This window comes from Pseudomonas sp. fls2-241-R2A-110 (genome assembly GCF_030209165.1).
GTDB lineage: Bacteria > Pseudomonadota > Gammaproteobacteria > Pseudomonadales > Pseudomonadaceae > Aquipseudomonas.
Map to the genome: position 1 here is coordinate 71,151 of NZ_JARVSN010000007.1, position 15,254 is coordinate 86,404.

The 15,254-nt window shown below is 59.0% G+C and carries 14 protein-coding genes; 6 read left to right on the forward strand and 8 right to left on the reverse strand.

Annotated elements, in window-relative coordinates:
- Positions 1-27: 27 nt before the first annotated feature.
- From QRN31_RS05740 to QRN31_RS05760, 5 genes are all read right to left on the reverse strand, one after another.
- Positions 28-2,847, reverse strand: coding sequence for an FAD-binding and (Fe-S)-binding domain-containing protein (locus QRN31_RS05740; RefSeq protein ID WP_285430742.1), 2,820 nt, complete (start codon positions 2,845-2,847; stop codon positions 28-30).
- Positions 2,844-3,515 (reverse strand): LutC/YkgG family protein, encoded by a 672-nt coding sequence (locus QRN31_RS05745; protein ID WP_285430743.1) that lies wholly within the window; start codon positions 3,513-3,515, stop codon positions 2,844-2,846. Before QRN31_RS05745 ends, QRN31_RS05740 begins: the two co-directional genes overlap by 4 nt.
- Entirely contained in the window at positions 3,515-4,969 is a 1,455-nt protein-coding gene (locus QRN31_RS05750) for a LutB/LldF family L-lactate oxidation iron-sulfur protein (RefSeq protein WP_285430745.1), read from the reverse strand. The genes QRN31_RS05745 and QRN31_RS05750 overlap by 1 nt, the downstream gene beginning before the upstream one ends.
- Positions 4,966-5,790 (reverse strand): (Fe-S)-binding protein, encoded by an 825-nt coding sequence (locus tag QRN31_RS05755; protein WP_285430747.1) that lies wholly within the window; start codon positions 5,788-5,790, stop codon positions 4,966-4,968. Before QRN31_RS05755 ends, QRN31_RS05750 begins: the two co-directional genes overlap by 4 nt.
- Before the next feature lie 151 nt (positions 5,791-5,941).
- Positions 5,942-7,636 carry a lactate permease LctP family transporter gene (locus QRN31_RS05760; protein ID WP_285430748.1) on the reverse strand — a complete coding sequence of 565 codons (1,695 nt, stop codon included), beginning with the start codon at positions 7,634-7,636 and terminating at the stop codon, positions 5,942-5,944.
- Between the two features lie 262 nt (positions 7,637-7,898).
- Between QRN31_RS05760 and QRN31_RS05765 the strand changes: the two genes are divergently transcribed.
- Positions 7,899-8,666, forward strand: coding sequence for a GntR family transcriptional regulator (locus QRN31_RS05765; RefSeq protein ID WP_010463546.1), 768 nt, complete (start codon positions 7,899-7,901; stop codon positions 8,664-8,666).
- A 151-nt stretch (positions 8,667-8,817) separates the two neighbouring features.
- Here QRN31_RS05765 and smpB read toward each other — a convergent pair whose 3' ends face one another.
- Positions 8,818-9,300, reverse strand: coding sequence for an SsrA-binding protein SmpB (gene smpB / locus QRN31_RS05770; RefSeq protein WP_007900551.1), 483 nt, complete (start codon positions 9,298-9,300; stop codon positions 8,818-8,820).
- A 118-nt stretch (positions 9,301-9,418) separates the two neighbouring features.
- Here smpB and QRN31_RS05775 point away from each other — a divergent pair, with 118 nt between their 5' ends.
- From QRN31_RS05775 to QRN31_RS05785, 3 genes are read left to right on the forward strand one after another with little or no spacing between them, the layout of a single operon-like run.
- Complete coding sequence (locus tag QRN31_RS05775; RefSeq protein WP_285430751.1) at positions 9,419-10,822, forward strand: sodium-dependent transporter; 1,404 nt, start codon at positions 9,419-9,421, stop codon at positions 10,820-10,822.
- A 7-nt stretch (positions 10,823-10,829) separates the two neighbouring features.
- Positions 10,830-11,264 carry a type II toxin-antitoxin system RatA family toxin gene (locus QRN31_RS05780; protein WP_285430752.1) on the forward strand — a complete coding sequence of 145 codons (435 nt, stop codon included), beginning with the start codon at positions 10,830-10,832 and terminating at the stop codon, positions 11,262-11,264.
- The gene (locus tag QRN31_RS05785) at positions 11,257-11,571 is read left to right on the forward strand and encodes an RnfH family protein (RefSeq protein WP_285430754.1); all 315 of its coding nucleotides are present in this window, start codon (positions 11,257-11,259) and stop codon (positions 11,569-11,571) included. The genes QRN31_RS05780 and QRN31_RS05785 overlap by 8 nt, the downstream gene beginning before the upstream one ends.
- Positions 11,572-11,631: 60 nt before the next feature.
- Here the strand turns inward: QRN31_RS05785 and QRN31_RS05790 are convergent, their stop codons facing one another.
- Complete coding sequence (locus tag QRN31_RS05790) at positions 11,632-12,159, reverse strand: outer membrane protein assembly factor BamE (protein ID WP_285430756.1); 528 nt, start codon at positions 12,157-12,159, stop codon at positions 11,632-11,634.
- 97 nt (positions 12,160-12,256) lie between these two features.
- Here QRN31_RS05790 and fur point away from each other — a divergent pair, with 97 nt between their 5' ends.
- Complete coding sequence (gene fur / locus QRN31_RS05795) at positions 12,257-12,661, forward strand: ferric iron uptake transcriptional regulator (protein WP_003197684.1); 405 nt, start codon at positions 12,257-12,259, stop codon at positions 12,659-12,661.
- A 75-nt stretch (positions 12,662-12,736) separates the two neighbouring features.
- On the opposite strand, the gene recN is transcribed toward fur, so the two are convergent.
- Positions 12,737-14,410, reverse strand: a complete 1,674-nt coding sequence (gene recN, locus QRN31_RS05800; protein ID WP_285430758.1) for a DNA repair protein RecN — start codon at positions 14,408-14,410, stop codon at positions 12,737-12,739.
- Between the two features lie 240 nt (positions 14,411-14,650).
- Here recN and grpE point away from each other — a divergent pair, with 240 nt between their 5' ends.
- Complete coding sequence (gene grpE / locus QRN31_RS05805) at positions 14,651-15,217, forward strand: nucleotide exchange factor GrpE (protein ID WP_285430759.1); 567 nt, start codon at positions 14,651-14,653, stop codon at positions 15,215-15,217.
- The last annotated feature ends 37 nt before the right edge of the window (positions 15,218-15,254 follow it).

Sequence of the window (15,254 nt, forward strand, 5' to 3'; positions counted from 1 at the left end):
TGTGGACTGCGGCAGCGCATCAGGGTTCTATCTTTCTTGCATGACCCTCGCCTGCGTTACCCGATCCACCAGATAGACTAGCCCGTGGTAGTCAATTCCGCCGTGTTGCGTCAGACCGATCTCACAGGTGCGACTGGTCGAAATCCCCTCGCTACACTGCTGCACCGCATCCTTGAGCGTACGCAACGAATGTGCGTTCAGTTCCGGCGTCGTGAAGCCTTTATCCCCCGCAAAACCGCAGCAGTGAATGCCTTCGGGAATGACCACGTTCTTGCTGCATTTACGTGCCAGATCGATCAGCGCCTGGCTCTCGCCAAGGTGCTGTGTGCTGCACGTGACGTGCACCGCAATCGGCGCTTCCTGCGGCGTGAAATCGAGTCGATCCATCAAATGCGTACGGATGAAACGCACCGGGTCGTACAGGTCCAGGCGCACATCACCCAGGTCCTGAACCAGCCGTAACGTACACGGACTGGTGTCGCAGTAGATCGGATCGAGCCCGCCGCGACTGGCATGCAGCAACGCGCCGATCAGTTCCTGGCGTTTGTGTTCGGCCTGTTCGGCATAACCCTTTGAGGCAAACGGCTGACCGCAGCAGAGGCTGTCTTGATTGTCCGGGAAGACGACTTGATAGCCGGCCTTTTCCAGCAGCCCACGGGTTTTGTCGTACAGCGACATCTGCTCTTTATCACCCGCCGCCGGGCCCATGACCCGCGAGACGCAGGCGGCGAGATAGACCACCCGAGGACGCTCATCCGACACGATAGGGCTGAAGCGAATGGCTTTTTCCGGTTGCGGCATCGCGTTGGTCCATTGCGGTACCTGGCCCTTGGATAACTTGGTCAACGTCGCCGACAGCTTCGCCAGACGTGGCGCGCCCAGCAGCATCCGCGCGCCATTGGCAACGTGCAGGGTGAAGCGTGCACCTTGCAGTGCGGTGGCGAAATTTCCTTCAAGCCAGTTGGCGGTTTTCGTATGCGTCGCGTTACGGGCGCGGAGCTTTTTCACCAGCTCGCCGGTGTTGATGCCTACAGGGCAGCGTTGCGCACACAGGCCGGTGGCGGCGCAGGTGTCGATGCCCTGGTATTCGTAGGCGGCTTCAAGCTCGGAGGTGTCGACACCTGCGCGTTTCTTCGCCTGGATATCCCGCCAGATCACGATGCGCTGGCGCGGGCTCAGGGTCAGGCCTTTCGACGGGCAGACCGGTTCGCAGAAGCCACACTCGATGCACTTATCCACAATTTCATCGGCGGCCGGCAGCGGTTTCAGGTGCTTGAGATGGATCTGCGGGTCTTCGCTGAGCACCACGTCCGGGTTGAGTATGCCGTTGGGGTCGAGCAGGCGCTTGAGCTGCCACATCAGTTGATAGGCGTCGCTGCCCCATTCCAGCTCAACGAACGGCGCCATGTTGCGACCGGTGCCGTGTTCGGCCTTCAGTGAGCCGCCGAATTCCACCGCCACCAACTGCGCCACGTCGTCCATGAACGCCTGGTAGCGTGCGACTTCTTCCGGGTTGTTGAAGCCTTGGGTGAAGACGAAGTGCAGATTACCTTCCAGCGCGTGTCCGAAAAGGATCGCTTCGTCGTAGTGATGTTTATCGAACAACTCGATCAGGCGGTTCACGCCGGTCGCCAGTTGTTCGACCGGGAAGGTCACGTCTTCGATGATCACCGTGGTGCCGGTTTTACGCACCGCGCCGACGGCGGGGAAGGTGTCTTTGCGGATCGCCCAGAGCCGGGCGTTCTCGACCGGGTCTTCGGTGAAGTCGACCTGTTTTTCCACAGGGAAAGCCGCCAGCGACGCCATGATCTGCGCCAATTGTTCTTGCAGCAAAGTGGACGACGCTGCGCGGGATTCAATCAGCAGCGCGCAGGCATTGTTCGACAGCTGTTGTACGAAAGCCGGCATGCCGGGTTTGTCCTGCACCGAGCGCAGGCTGCGACGGTCGAGCAGCTCCACGGCGGACACGGGTTGGCTTTTCAGTACGGTGACGGCGTTGCAGCAGGTTTCCACATCCGGGAACACGATCAGCGCCGACGCTTTGTTCGGATGATCGATGACTGTGTCGTAGGTCACTGCGCTGATGAAACCAAGTGTGCCTTCGGAGCCGACCAGCAAGTGGCTCAAGATATCCACAGGCTCGTCGAAATCCACCAGCGCATTAAGCGACAGCCCGGTGGTATTTTTCAGACGGTATTTGTGACGGATTCTCGCAGCCAGTTCGGCATTGGCCCGGGTCTCGCGGCCCAATGTCGCCAAGCGTTCCAACAGGGCGGAGTGACTCTGGCGAAACGCGGCAACACTCGCCGCATCTTCGGTATCGAGACGGCTGCCATCGGCCAGCACCAGACGAATTCCGGCCAGCGTGTGGTAGGTGTTCTGCGCCGTGCCGCAGCACATGCCGCTGGCGTTGTTGGCGACGATGCCGCCGATTTTGCAGGCGTTGATCGAGGCCGGGTCCGGGCCGATCTTGCGGCCGAACGGCGCCAGCCATGCGTTGGCCTGCGCGCCGATCACGCCCGGTTGCAGGCGGATTTGCATGCCTTGGCCGCGAATCTCACGCCCGTTCCAGTTATCCCCCAGTACGATCAACACCGAATCGCTTATGGCCTGGCCAGACAGGCTGGTGCCGGCGGCGCGGAAGGTCACTGGGACGCGGTCGCGCTGCGCCAATTTCAACAACGCCACGACTTCGTCTTCGGACTCGACGCGGATCACCAGTTTCGGAATCAGCCGATAGAAACTGGCGTCGGTGCCGAAGGCCAATGTCGACAGTGGGTCGTCGAAACGCCGCGCCTGAGGAATCAGTTGCTGCGCATCTCGCAGGAAAGCCGCCGGTAGACTCATTGGTCCTCCAGAATCAAAACCACCAGGTCTTTGGGACCATGTGCGCCATAGGCCAGGACTTGTTCGATATCCGCGGTTTTCGACGGGCCAGACACCAGCAACGCATTGGTCGGCATGCCTTGGGCCCATTCGAATTCCTGCTGCACCTGATAGAAGTTATCGCGGATTTCACTGGCCTTGAGCAGGGCGAAATGCACCGGTGGCACCAGGCTCATCAGGCGTGGTTCTTCGCGTGTCGGCCAGAGAATCAGGCTACCTGTGGCGGCGATGGCGCCGAGGGTGGTGGTCAGGCTGGCCGGGGTGTCGTTGAACAGTTCGGCTTTCCATTCTTCAACCGGGCGGTTGTAGGACTTGAGTGACGGCAGTCCCGGATTTTTCTCCCAGTGCTGAGTGACACGTTGGCCGTGAGGTGTAGTCGGTGCGATCAACAGGCTCGGCAACTGACGATCCCGCAACAACTGAGCAAGCAACGCAGGCCAATCTTCGGCGGACGTCAGGTGGATTTCGGTGTGCACCGCTTCCATCAGTTTGCGCAGTTGCGGGATGCGTTGCTCGGCGGTGTAGGTGTAAGGCGCTGTCACCAGTTCGACGTCGAAATCGTCGGGCACAGGCGTGGTGCCGGTCAGACTGTTGCGCAACTTGGCGAGGATGTTTTGCTTGGCGCTCATCAACGATCTCCCTGTTTGGCCAAATGCTCGCGGGCCATGTCATGCAGTGAGCGGGCAGCGGGTTTCGGTGCGCTGTGGTTTTGCGTCCACGGGCCAACGTTGCTCGGCGCAAGCGCACGCAGGCGCGTGGCAAAGAAGCCGAACAAACGATACAGCGTTGGTGAGCTGTTGAGTGTGGCCCAGGCGTTCCAGATAAAGCGTTCCTTGCGTGAATACTTGCTGCCCTGGCCGCGCATGACTTGATGCGGGCTGTCAGGGGATTTGACGTTTTCTTCCCGTAGGCGCCGCAGCAATGCAGGGATAGGAATTTTTACCGGGCAAACTTCGCCGCAAGCGCCACACAGCGATGATGCGCTCGGATGGTCCGGGACTTTCGCCAGGCCAACCATGTGCGGGGTGATGATTTTTCCGATAGGTCCCGGGTAAACCTCACCGTAGGCGTGGCCACCGATTCGAGTGTAGACCGGGCAATGATTCATACACGCGCCGCAGCGGATGCAGTTCAGTGTCTGGCGCAGTTCGCTGTCGGCGAAGGCCTGGCTGCGACCGTTGTCGAGCAGGACCAGATGCACTTCCTGGGGACCGTCGAGTTCATGTTCCTTGCGCGGACCGGAGATCATGTTGACGTAGGTGGTGATCGGCTGGCCGAGGGCCGAGCGGGTCAACAACGACAACAGCGGCACCACATCGCGCAAGTTTTCCACGACTTTTTCGATGCCGGTGACGGCGATGTGCACCGGTGGCACCGTGGTGGTCATGCGGCCGTTGCCTTCGTTTTCCACCAGCAGCAGGGTGCCGGTTTCGGCCACGGCGAAGTTGACGCCGGAGACGCCGATGTCCGCTTCGAAGAATTTCTGTCGCAAGACTTTGCGACCGATCTGAATGAGTTGGTCAACGTCCTTGGTGTATTCCACGCCAAGTTTGTCGTGGAACAAGGACGCGACCTGACCGGCGTTCTTGTGGATCGCCGGCATAATAATGTGTGAAGGCTTCTCGTGGTCGAGCTGGACGATGTACTCGCCCATGTCCGATTCCAGGCATTCAATGCCCTGTTCAGCGAGGAAGTGATTCATTTCCATCTCTTCGCTGACCATCGATTTGCCCTTGATCACTTGCCGCCCCTCGTGAGCGCGGATGATCGAGAGGACGATGCCATTGGCTTCGTCCACCGTTTCCGCCCAGTGCACTGTCACACCGTTGCGGGTCAGGTTCTGTTCAAGCTGCTCGAGCAGGTCGGGCAACTTGGATAACGCGCGGGCGCGGACAGCATTGCCCAGCGCGCGCAAATGTTCTCTTTCGTGGGCATCGCTGAAGGACGCTGCCCGTTTGGTCATCAGAGAATCCATCGCAGTGCGAAAGTTGTTTCGCAATTGCTTGTCGTCCAAAGCCTTGTGAGCCCGGACGCGAAAATCTTCTTCCACGGCAACCGTAGGAATAATCGCAGAAGCGTTCATTGAGCACCTCCGGTTCGCTGCCAGAGGAAACTGGCCAGGTGTTGGCCGCGCAACGCTGCCTGCTGTTTCTCCAGCGAGCCGTTGATGTTCATCAGGCAACCACAATCGGCACTCAGTACCTTGTGCGCGCCGGACTCCTTCAACGACCGGGTCTTGTCAGCCACCATCGCGCCGGAAATGTCTGGCATACGGACGCTGAACGTCCCGCCGAAGCCACAACATTCGCTTTCGTGATCGTGATTGACCCGCTCCACGTTGCTCAATTGCGCCAACAACTCGCGACCGTGCAGGTGGGTGTTCATTTCACGGCGTGCCGAGCACGACGTGTGCAACGCCACTTTTACCGGTTTACCGCTGTCCTTGAGCTGCACCTTGCAGACAAACAACAGGAACTCGGCCAACTCGTAAGTCCGGGCGGCCAGCGCCTGAACCTGTTTCAACGTCTGCGGCTCGTCCTTGAACAAGTCGGCGTAGTGTTCGCGCAACATCCCGGCACAAGAACCTGAAGGCACCACCACCGGATAATCCCCGGCGAACAACGCCAGTTGCGAGCGCGCCACGGTACGTGCCTGCTCGGTGTAACCGGAGGTGTAGGCCGGTTGTCCGCAGCAGCTTTGCCCTTGCGGGTACTCGACACGAATGCCTTCACGCTCCAGCAAGTGAATCGCGTCCATGCCGGCTTCGGGGTAGAACAAATCCACCACGCAAGTCCCGAACAGGTAGACCCGGGACGGTTTTTCGCTGGGGTATTGCCGAGGCTTGGGCAGTGGCGGGGCGACACGGGTCGCGTTCGGCACGGCGTTGTAAAAAAGCTCGCTCATCAGGCGTGTCTCCGGGTGGGCCCGGTTATCCGTCCGCTGAGGCTGCTGAATATAGAGAGGCAAGCTTTCAGCAGCCCTACAGACCGGGTGGTGAATTGCTGACGCCGGAATCGTGGTCCGGCGTCGGTTTTTGCGTTTTGCCGTGCAGGTTTTAGTGCACCAGCATGCCAGTGAACCAGTAGGCCTGAGCCAGGGTGATCAAGCCGACGATGGTTGCAAAGAACAGGCTGTGCTTGAGGGTGAAGCGGAACAGGTCCGATTCTTTGCCCACCAGACCGGTCGCGGCGCAGGCCACGGCGATCGATTGCGGCGAGATCATCTTGCCGGTCACGCCACCACTGGTGTTGGCCGCCACCAGCAGCACATCGTTGACGCCGATCTGGTGTGCGGTGGTCGCTTGCAACGAACTGAACAGCGCGTTGGACGAGGTATCGGAACCGGTCAGGAACACGCCCAGCCAGCCGAGGAATGGCGAGAAAAACGGGAACGCAGCGCCGGTGCCAGCCAGTACCAGGGCCATGGTCGACGACATGCCTGAGTAGTTGGTGACGAAGGCAAATGCCAGCACCATGCCGATCGACAGAATCGGCCAGCGCAGCTCGTAGAAGGTCTCTTTCAAAGTGGTCAGACCAGTTTTGATATTGATCTTCAGCACCAGCATCGAGATCAGCGCGGAGAAGAAAATCGCCGTGCCGGTCGCGGAAATCGGGTCGAGTTTGAACACCGCCGGGATAGCGGTCGGTGCCGTCACGATCGGCGCAACCTTGATCACCATTTGGTCCAGGTGCGGGATGGCGAAGTTGAACACCCAGCTGTACATCGAGCCGCCGGCGGCAAACATTGCCTTGAACGGTTTGAGGGTCCAGATAGTGACCAGGACAGTGAGGATCAGGAACGGCGACCAGGCTTTGAAAATTTCGCCGAGGCTGAAAGGCGAAGCCACGGTGGTGCGTGGCTGGCCGAAACCGCCGGCGCTGGCCGTTACCACCGAAGCCGAGACGGCACCGGCGATGTGTTGGCCTGCGGCGCGTTTTGGCTGCCAGACTTTCAGGAACAGCGTCAGGGAAATCAGGCTGACCAGCGCCGAGGTGATGTCCGGCAACTCGGGGCCGATGAAGTTCGACGTGAAGTATTGGGTGATGGCAAAGCTCAAGCCGGCCACCAGCGCGGCCGGCCAGGTTTCCCGCACGCCACGCATGCCGTCCATCATGAACACCAGCCAGAACGGCACGAACAACGACAACAGCGGCAGTTGGCGGCCGGTCATGGCACCGATCTTGAACGCGTCGATGCCGGTCACTTGCCCGGCGACGATGATCGGAATGCCCAAGGCACCGAAAGCCACTGGCGCGGTGTTGGCGATCAGGCACAGGCCGGCGGCGTACAGCGGGTTGAAGCCCAGCCCTACCAGCAGGGCGGCGGTAATCGCGACCGGAGCACCGAAGCCGGCGGCCCCTTCCAGGAACGCACCGAAGCAGAAGCCGATCAACAGAACCTGCAAGCGCTGGTCATCGGTGATCGACAGCACGGAGCTGCGGATCACTTCGAACTGGCCACTCTTGACCGTCAGTTTGTAAAGGAACACCGCCGCGACGATGATCCACGCAATGGGCCAAAGTCCGTAGGCAAAGCCATAGCCTGCGGCAGCGAAGGCCATATCGACCGGCATCTGGAAAGCGAAGATGGCGACGGCGATGGACAAGGCCAGCGTGATGCTGCCCGCCACGTGCCCTTTGAGCCGGAACACGGCCAATGCCAAAAAGAAAAACACGATGGGAATGACGGCCGCGAGCGCAGAGACGCCGAGGCTGCCGAGCGGGGTATAGAGCTGTTGCCAGGTTTGCATATGGGGTGGCCCCTAATTGTTGTTGGTCAGGCACTGGTCAGCGTTCTTGGATAATTGGTAATACCAATTTACAATCGCTGTTGGCTAGGGTAAAAGCGTTGTAGGCGGTGTGTCAATTTGCCGCCCTAAAACTTTTGTCGAATAAGCCCATGGACGTGTGCTTGATCTGTCTTAACAAACGCTGTCTGGTAGGTGCTGGCACAGCGCCGATAGGCCAGAATAGAGAGCCCGGCGAGCCGTCGGGACCGTGGAGAAATGAGTTATGGGGTTTGATCAGATTCGTCAGCGCCGTTTGTCTGACGATATTGTCGAGCAGCTCGAGGGGATGATTCTCGAAGGCACGTTGAAGTCCGGTGAGCGCTTGCCGGCCGAACGCGCGTTGGCCGAGCAGTTCGGCGTGTCACGTCCTTCGTTGCGCGAGGCGATTCAGAAACTGGCGGCCAAGGGCTTGCTGGTCAGTCGCCAGGGTGGCGGCAATTATGTGGTGGAATCGCTGGGGTCGACTTTCAGCGATCCGCTGCTGCACCTGCTGGAAAGCAATCCCGAAGCTCAGCGCGATCTTCTGGAGTTTCGCCATACGCTGGAAGCGTCTTGCGCCTATTACGCGGCACTGCGCGCCACTGATGTGGATCGCGAGCGGCTGACCGCGGCCTTCAACGAATTGCAGGATTGCTACACGCGGCACGACGAGGTGAGTCGGGCGGAAGAGGGAGCGGCGGACGCAAAATTTCACCTGGCCATTGCTGAAGCCAGCCATAACGCGGTGCTGTTGCACACCATTCGCGGGCTGTTCGATCTGCTCAAGCGCAACGTGGTGACCAACATCGGTGGCATGTACAAGCAGCGCACCGAAACCCGCGACATGCTGATCACACAGCACCGGGAGTTGTACCTGGCGATTATTGAAGGAAGGGCGGAGCAGGCGCGGGAAGTCTCCAGTCGACACATCCTGTATGTGCAGGAAGTGCTGGAAGAGGTGCGTCAGGAAGTACAGCGCATGGCTCGGGCGGAGCGGCGCAAAGGGATGTAGTCAGTGGATTGATCGTTCCCACGCTCTGCGTGGGAATGCAGCAATGGACGCTCTGCGTCCGCTGTGTGACGCGGAGCGTCACGGGATGCATGCCCACGCAGAGCGTGGGAACGATCAGGTATCCGACGAAAGCGGTCTCAAGGCGAAAGAATTAATCTTCCTTGCCCTTGTTGCGCACCGCACGCTGCAATTCACGACCGGCGTCGCGCTCGCGTTCGGTATCACGCTTGTCGTATTCCTTCTTGCCCTTGCCCAGTGCGATCTCGCACTTGACCATGTGCTTGCTCCAGTACCAGGACAGGCACACGCAGGCATAACCTTTTTGCTGCACGGCGGCGGCCAGCTTTTCCAGCTCGCGGCGGTTGAGCAGCAATTTTCGGGTGCGGGTCGGGTCGGCGATGACGTGGGTGCTGGCGGTCATCAACGGCGTGATGTGACTGCCGAGCAACCAGGCTTCGCCATCCTTGAGCAGCACGTAACTGTCGACCAGTTGCAGCTTGCTTGCCCGCAGACTCTTTACTTCCCAGCCGGCCAGGACCAGACCAGCCTCGAACTTATGCTCGATGAAGTAATCGTGTCGCGCCTTTTTGTTTTGCGCGATGGTCCCTGTTGGGTGTTTCTTCTGTTTAGCCATAGGGGCGGCATTATAGGGAGTTGCACGCGAGTCGGCTACGGTATCGCTACGTGCTTGAGCAGGTTGATTGAATCCCGGACAATGCGGCCTCTTTTTTGAACGCTTGGGCGTGATAACGATGTCGACAGACAAGGTTTCTGTCCACGGCAGTTGGGCTAGCCGCTGGGTCTTCATACTCGCCGCGACCGGTTCGGCCGTGGGCCTGGGTAGTATCTGGAAATTCCCGTACATGGTTGGCGTCTACGGCGGCGGTGCCTTCGTGCTCATGTTCCTGGCCTGTATCGCGCTGATCGGTGTGCCGGTCATGCTCGCCGAAACCCTGATCGGCCGTCGCGCGCGGCAGAGTCCGGCCAACGCCTTGAAGGTTCTGGCGCAGGAAGCCGGGCATTCGGGTAAGTGGTCCTGGGGCGCGTTCGCCGGGATGGTCACGGCGTTGCTGATCCTGTCTTTCTATAGCGTGGTGGGCGGCTGGTCGCTGGATTACATCATCGACATGGGCCGCGGCGACTTCCAGGGGGTTACGCCTGATCAGGTCGGCGCGTACTTTGGCGGGGTGATCGCTGACCCTTGGCGCCTGACACTTTGGCACACGATGTTCATGTTGCTGTCGGCGGTCGTCATCGCCAAAGGCGTGGTTGCGGGGCTTGAGCGCAGTCTGCGGATCATGATGCCGCTGCTCTTTGTCATGATCCTGGTGTTGCTGGGCTACAGCATGACCACGGGTCATTTCATGGAAGGCGTGCATTTCATGTTCGACTTTCACCCGGAAAAAGTGCTCGACGGCTTGTTGCCCGCCATGGGGCACGCCTTCTTCTCGCTGAGCGTGGGCGTCGGTTCGATCATGATCTACGGGGCCTATATGCCCAAGCATTCGTCGATCTCCGGTACCGTGGTCGGCGTGGCGCTGCTCGACACTTTTGTTTCTCTGGTGGCTGGCCTGGCATTGTTTCCGATTGTGTTTGCCGCCGGCCTGAACCCTAGTGAAGGCCCTGGCCTGATGTTCGTCAGCCTGCCATTTGCGTTCGGTAACGTAGCGTTCGGCCAGTTAATGGGCGTAGTGTTCTTCGTGCTGGTCGCAGTGGCGGCCTGGAGTTCGGCGATTTCCCTGCTTGAACCGATGGTGGCCTACCTGGTTGAACGCACGAAGGTGAGTCGAGCCTGGGTAACCTTTTGGCTGGCATTTACCTGCTGGTTTGTCGGCCTGGGTACGGTGTTTTCCTTCAATATCTGGAAGGAAGCCAAGTTTTTCGTGAACGAAGGGGGAATGTTCCACCTCTATCAATGGGGAGCGGCCGGCGGCCTGGACTTCTTTGGCGTGATCGATTTCTTCACCTCGCGGATCATGTTGCCACTCGGTGGTTTGTGTTTCGTGGTGTTTGCAGGCTGGGTGATGGGGCGTGAAGCGGTACGCGACGAATTGTCGATCCGCAGCCCGGCGTTGTTCGCCCTGTCCTTGTTCTTGATGCGCTATGTGGCGCCCATCGGCATTCTCGTAGTGTTTGCCGCACAGCTGTGGAAGTGACGCTGACATGACGACACACATTCAACGCTCGGCGCTGCTGCCCTATCCGGCGCAAGCGCTTTATGACCTGGTTAACGACGTAGCGCGTTACCCGGAATTTCTGCCGTGGTGCTCGGCCGCCGAAGTGCTGGAAAGCAGCCCCGAACACATGCGCGCCAGCGTAGGCGTGGCCAAGGGGGGCTTGAGTCAGCATTTCGTTACCCGAAACACGTTGGTGCCCGGCCATTCCATCGAGATGAACCTCGAAGAAGGTCCTTTCACCCAGTTGCACGGTATCTGGGTGTTCAAGCCCTTGGGCGAAAAGGCCTGCAAGATCAGCCTGGACCTGTCGTTCGATTACGCCGGACCGATCGTGCGCGCGACGTTGGGGCCGCTGTTCAATCAAGCCGCGAATACGCTGGTGGACGCGTTCTGCCAGCGCGCCAAACAAATGCATGGTTGATTCGATGGTTGATGTCGAGGTGGTCTATGCCGCCGTTGATCGACAGGCGCTTCTCTCGGTGGCGGTGCCTGTCGGAACGACAGTGCGCGCGGCCTTGCTGAAATCAGGTATCGGGGAGGCGTTTCCAGAGTTGAACCTGGCCGATTGCCCGTTGGGAATCTTCGGCAAAGTGATCGCTGATCCGCAGACTCGGCCAGTTCAGGCCGGGGATCGCATCGAGATCTACCGGCCCTTGTTGGCTGATCCGAAGGAAGTTCGCCGGTTGCGCGCCGCCAAGGCAGCTGAAGCTAAAGCCCGGAATCAGTAAATCACTGAACGCTGGACAATAAAAAACCCGGAATTTCCGGGTTTTTTATTGCGTCGCAAATTATTGTGGCGCGGTGTCCAGGGGTTCTGGCGTCGGGACTGGAACGGTTTCTACACCGTCGACGTCCTTCTGAATCTGATCCAGCAACGAACCTGGCTTGACCGGTTTTTCCGGTTTCGGCTTCTCGACGTTTTCTACAGGAGCGGCCACGTTAGTGGTGCTGTCCTTGCCGAGAATGGCCTCGTCGCGGCTCACGCCCGGCATGAAATCGCCTGAGAGGCTGACAAGTTGGTCATTTGGGTTGAAGATAACGCTAATGCGTTCCTGTTGGCGTTCACCGCCACCGGGCTGCAGGCTGTACAGGTAATCCCAGCGATCGGCATGGAACGTGTCAGTCAGCAGAGGGTTGCCCATGATAAACCGTACTTGCTTGCGGGTCATTCCCGGGCGTAACTGGTTTATCATGTCCTGCGTGACGACATTGCCCTGCTGGATGTCGATTTTGTAAACCCCGGGGAATGAACAACCGGCGAGTGCGAGCAGTCCCACAAAGGTGAAACTGGTTAGCAAGAGCTTGGTGTTTTGCATCGGTGGGCGACTTCCACTATCTTGGCTGGGACAACGTAAACGCCGATCATACCCGCATTAAGAGAAGCTGCGAAGCAGCATCGCGAGAAAGCTGACCATGGTTGAAAATAGCGAACTACGCAAAGCCGGTCTCAAAGTGACCCTGCCAAGGGTCAAGATTCTGCAAATGCTCGATTCCGCCGAGCAACGCCACATGAGTGCCGAGGATGTTTACAAGGCGCTGATGGAGGCTGGTGAGGACGTCGGTCTGGCCACGGTTTACCGTGTATTGACTCAGTTCGAGGCAGCTGGCCTTGTGGTGCGGCACAACTTCGACGGAGGCCATGCGGTCTTCGAGCTGGATGACGGCAAGCATCACGACCATATGGTCAACGTCGAAACCAGCGAAGTGATTGAATTCTTCGACGAAGAAATCGAGCGCCTGCAGAAAGCAATCGTCGACAAGTATGGCTTCGAGATGGTTGATCACAATCTGGTGCTGTACGTACGTAAGAAAAAGTAAGCAAGTCGCGCGAATTTCACGTTCGCGAAACGAGCGAAGGCGACCCCAGGGTCGCCTTCGTGCTTTCTGCCGTTCTTAAATTTTTGCGGTAACGACCATTTTTTTCGCGTGGGCCAGGGATTCCTTGGTCAGGTCGATGCCCCCCAGCATTCGCGCTACTTCTTCAACGCGATCATTTTTGCTCAACTTGGAAACAGCCGTGTGGGTGGCATCTTCGCCACGCACCTTGTGCACGAATAGATGTTGATGGCCCTGAGCAGCCACTTGCGGCAAGTGAGTCACGGTCAACACTTGTCCGCGCTCCCCGAGCCGGCGCAGCAACTGGCCAACGATTTCAGCAGTCGGGCCGCCGATGCCGACGTCCACTTCGTCGAACACCAGCGTCGGTACGCGCGAGGTCTGAGCGGTGATGACTTGAATCGCGAGGCTGATCCGCGACAGCTCGCCGCCCGAAGCTACTTTGGCCAAGGCTTTTAATGGTTGGCCGGGGTTGGCGCTGACGAGCAGTTCCACTTGCTCAAGCCCGTTGGGCAACAGTTCATCACTGCTATTGGGGCGAAGCTCGATGGTGAAACGTCCGCCGGGCATGCCCAGTCGCTGGATTTCCTGCTCGACGGCGCTGGCTAGGCTGTTCGACGCATGGTGACGCAAGTCGCTCAGTTCCCGGGCCTTCTCCTGATAATGGCGGGCAAAGGACGCCAGCTCATCGCTCAGGCGTTCGATGGACTCGTCATTGGCGTTCAGGGTTTCGATTTCATCCAGCAAGCGCTGCTGCATCTCCGCGACCTCGGTCGGCTGGATGCGATGCTTGCGCGCCATGGTGTAGATCGCGTCGAGACGTTCTTCGAGGTATTGAAGGCGGGCAGGATCGGCGTCGAAGTTATCAAGAAAGCGGTTCAGCTCGCCCACGGCTTCTTCTACCTGAATCTGTGCGCTGGTCAGCAGGCTGCTGGCTTCACCCAGTGCGCCGATCGAGTTGTTGACGCTCGACAGGCGATTGAGGCTGGCGGTCAGCGCGTTCAGGACGTTCCCGGAATCACTTTCGCTGCATTGCTCGACCACTTGCCGGCAGATGCCCAGCAGGGTTTCCGCGTTGGTGAGGTTCTTGTGTTCCTGTTCCAGCTGCTCCAGCTCGTTTTCACCGAGGCCAAGATTCTCCAGCTCTTCGAGCTGATAGCTGAGCAATTGATGGCGAGCGCGCTGTTCGTCGCCGGAATTGGAGAGGCGCTCCAGTTCCTGGCGGGTCTGGCGCCAGCGTTGAGCAGCCAGATGAACTTGGCGGGCAAGGTCGGTGGCGCCGGCGTACTCGTCCAGCAGGCGGCGGTGAGTGTCGGTCTTGAGCAGTGATTGGTGTTCGTGCTGGCTGTGGATGTCGATCAGCAATTCGCCCAGGGCTTTTAAATCGCCGAGTGGGCAGGGCGTGCCGTTGATGTAGCCACGCGAGCGTCCTTCGGCGGTGATCACCCGGCGCAGGATGCACGGGCCGTCGCTTTCGAGGTCGCGTTCGGCCAGCCACGCGCTGGCTTCGGGGATATCGACCAGGTCAAAGGTTGCCAGGATGTCGGCCTTGTCGGCACCGGGACGAACCACGCCGCTGTCGGCACGGTCGCCCAGCGTCAGGCCCAGGGCGTCGAGCATGATCGACTTGCCGGCACCGGTTTCACCGGTGATCACGCTCATCCCACGATCGAGTTCGAGATCGAGGTGTTCAACGATGGCGTAGTTATGTACGGACAGGTGCACCAGCATAAAGGCCGCTCCCAGGCTTTAGGTCTGGTTATTTATACAGTGTTTTATTTGTGGCTGACAATGCCCCCTCTTAGCTCGATTTGCTCGGTCTGACGAAATGCTTAGCGCGTCGGGTAATCACAATGCAGCGTTTTTTGTAGGGTTAATCACAAGTCACCCCTTGAAGCTCATTTTTGCGGCCCCATATACCGGGACAGAAGCGTGAGTTGAGCTCACGGACGATATTGAAAGGAGAATTCTATGGCTGACGAACAGACAGTGGATACGCAAAATCTAGACGCCGATCAGGCTGCCCAGGATTCGGGTGATGAACTGGCGGCTCGTGTACAAGTGCTCGAAGAGCAATTGGCGGGTGCTCATGATCAGGCTTTGCGTGTAGCGGCTGATCTGCAGAACGTCCGCCGTCGCGCCGAGCAAGATGTAGAAAAGGCTCACAAATTCGCCCTGGAAAAATTCGCCGGTGACCTGTTGCCGATCGTTGACAGCCTGGAGCGTGGCCTGGAGTTGTCCAGCCCGGACGACGAAAGCATCCGTCCAATGCGTGAAGGGATCGAGCTGACGCTGAAAATGTTCCAGGACACCCTGAAACGTTATCACCTGGAAGCGATCGATCCGCATGGCGAACCGTTCAATGCCGTTCAGCATCAGGCAATGGCCATGCAGGAAAGCGCCGACGTCGAGCCGAACAGCGTGCTCAAGGTCTTCCAGAAAGGCTACCAGCTCAACGGTCGTCTGCTGCGCCCGGCCATGGTCGTGGTGAGCAAGGCGCCTGCGCCAGTTTCGCCTTCTATTGACGAGCAGGCTTGAAATTAGCCGCAAGGCCCCCATTTAGAAGTCAAGCGTT

Excerpts from the sequence above, each read along its gene's own strand:
- QRN31_RS05740 (WP_285430742.1), bottom strand. The coding sequence starts at position 2,847 with ATGAGTCTACCGGCGGCTTTCCTGCGAGATGCGCAGCAACTGATTCCT.
- fur (WP_003197684.1), top strand. The coding sequence starts at position 12,257 with ATGGTTGAAAATAGCGAACTACGCAAAGCCGGTCTCAAAGTGACCCTG.
- grpE (WP_285430759.1), top strand. The coding sequence starts at position 14,651 with ATGGCTGACGAACAGACAGTGGATACGCAAAATCTAGACGCCGATCAG.
- QRN31_RS05755 (WP_285430747.1), bottom strand. The coding sequence starts at position 5,790 with ATGAGCGAGCTTTTTTACAACGCCGTGCCGAACGCGACCCGTGTCGCC.
- QRN31_RS05745 (WP_285430743.1), bottom strand. The coding sequence starts at position 3,515 with ATGAGCGCCAAGCAAAACATCCTCGCCAAGTTGCGCAACAGTCTGACC.
- recN (WP_285430758.1), bottom strand. The coding sequence starts at position 14,410 with ATGCTGGTGCACCTGTCCGTACATAACTACGCCATCGTTGAACACCTC.
- QRN31_RS05760 (WP_285430748.1), bottom strand. The coding sequence starts at position 7,636 with ATGCAAACCTGGCAACAGCTCTATACCCCGCTCGGCAGCCTCGGCGTC.
- QRN31_RS05780 (WP_285430752.1), top strand. The coding sequence starts at position 10,830 with ATGACGACACACATTCAACGCTCGGCGCTGCTGCCCTATCCGGCGCAA.
- QRN31_RS05790 (WP_285430756.1), bottom strand. The coding sequence starts at position 12,159 with ATGCAAAACACCAAGCTCTTGCTAACCAGTTTCACCTTTGTGGGACTG.
- QRN31_RS05750 (WP_285430745.1), bottom strand. The coding sequence starts at position 4,969 with ATGAACGCTTCTGCGATTATTCCTACGGTTGCCGTGGAAGAAGATTTT.
- QRN31_RS05775 (WP_285430751.1), top strand. The coding sequence starts at position 9,419 with ATGTCGACAGACAAGGTTTCTGTCCACGGCAGTTGGGCTAGCCGCTGG.
- QRN31_RS05785 (WP_285430754.1), top strand. The coding sequence starts at position 11,257 with ATGGTTGATTCGATGGTTGATGTCGAGGTGGTCTATGCCGCCGTTGAT.
- smpB (WP_007900551.1), bottom strand. The coding sequence starts at position 9,300 with ATGGCTAAACAGAAGAAACACCCAACAGGGACCATCGCGCAAAACAAA.
- QRN31_RS05765 (WP_010463546.1), top strand. The coding sequence starts at position 7,899 with ATGGGGTTTGATCAGATTCGTCAGCGCCGTTTGTCTGACGATATTGTC.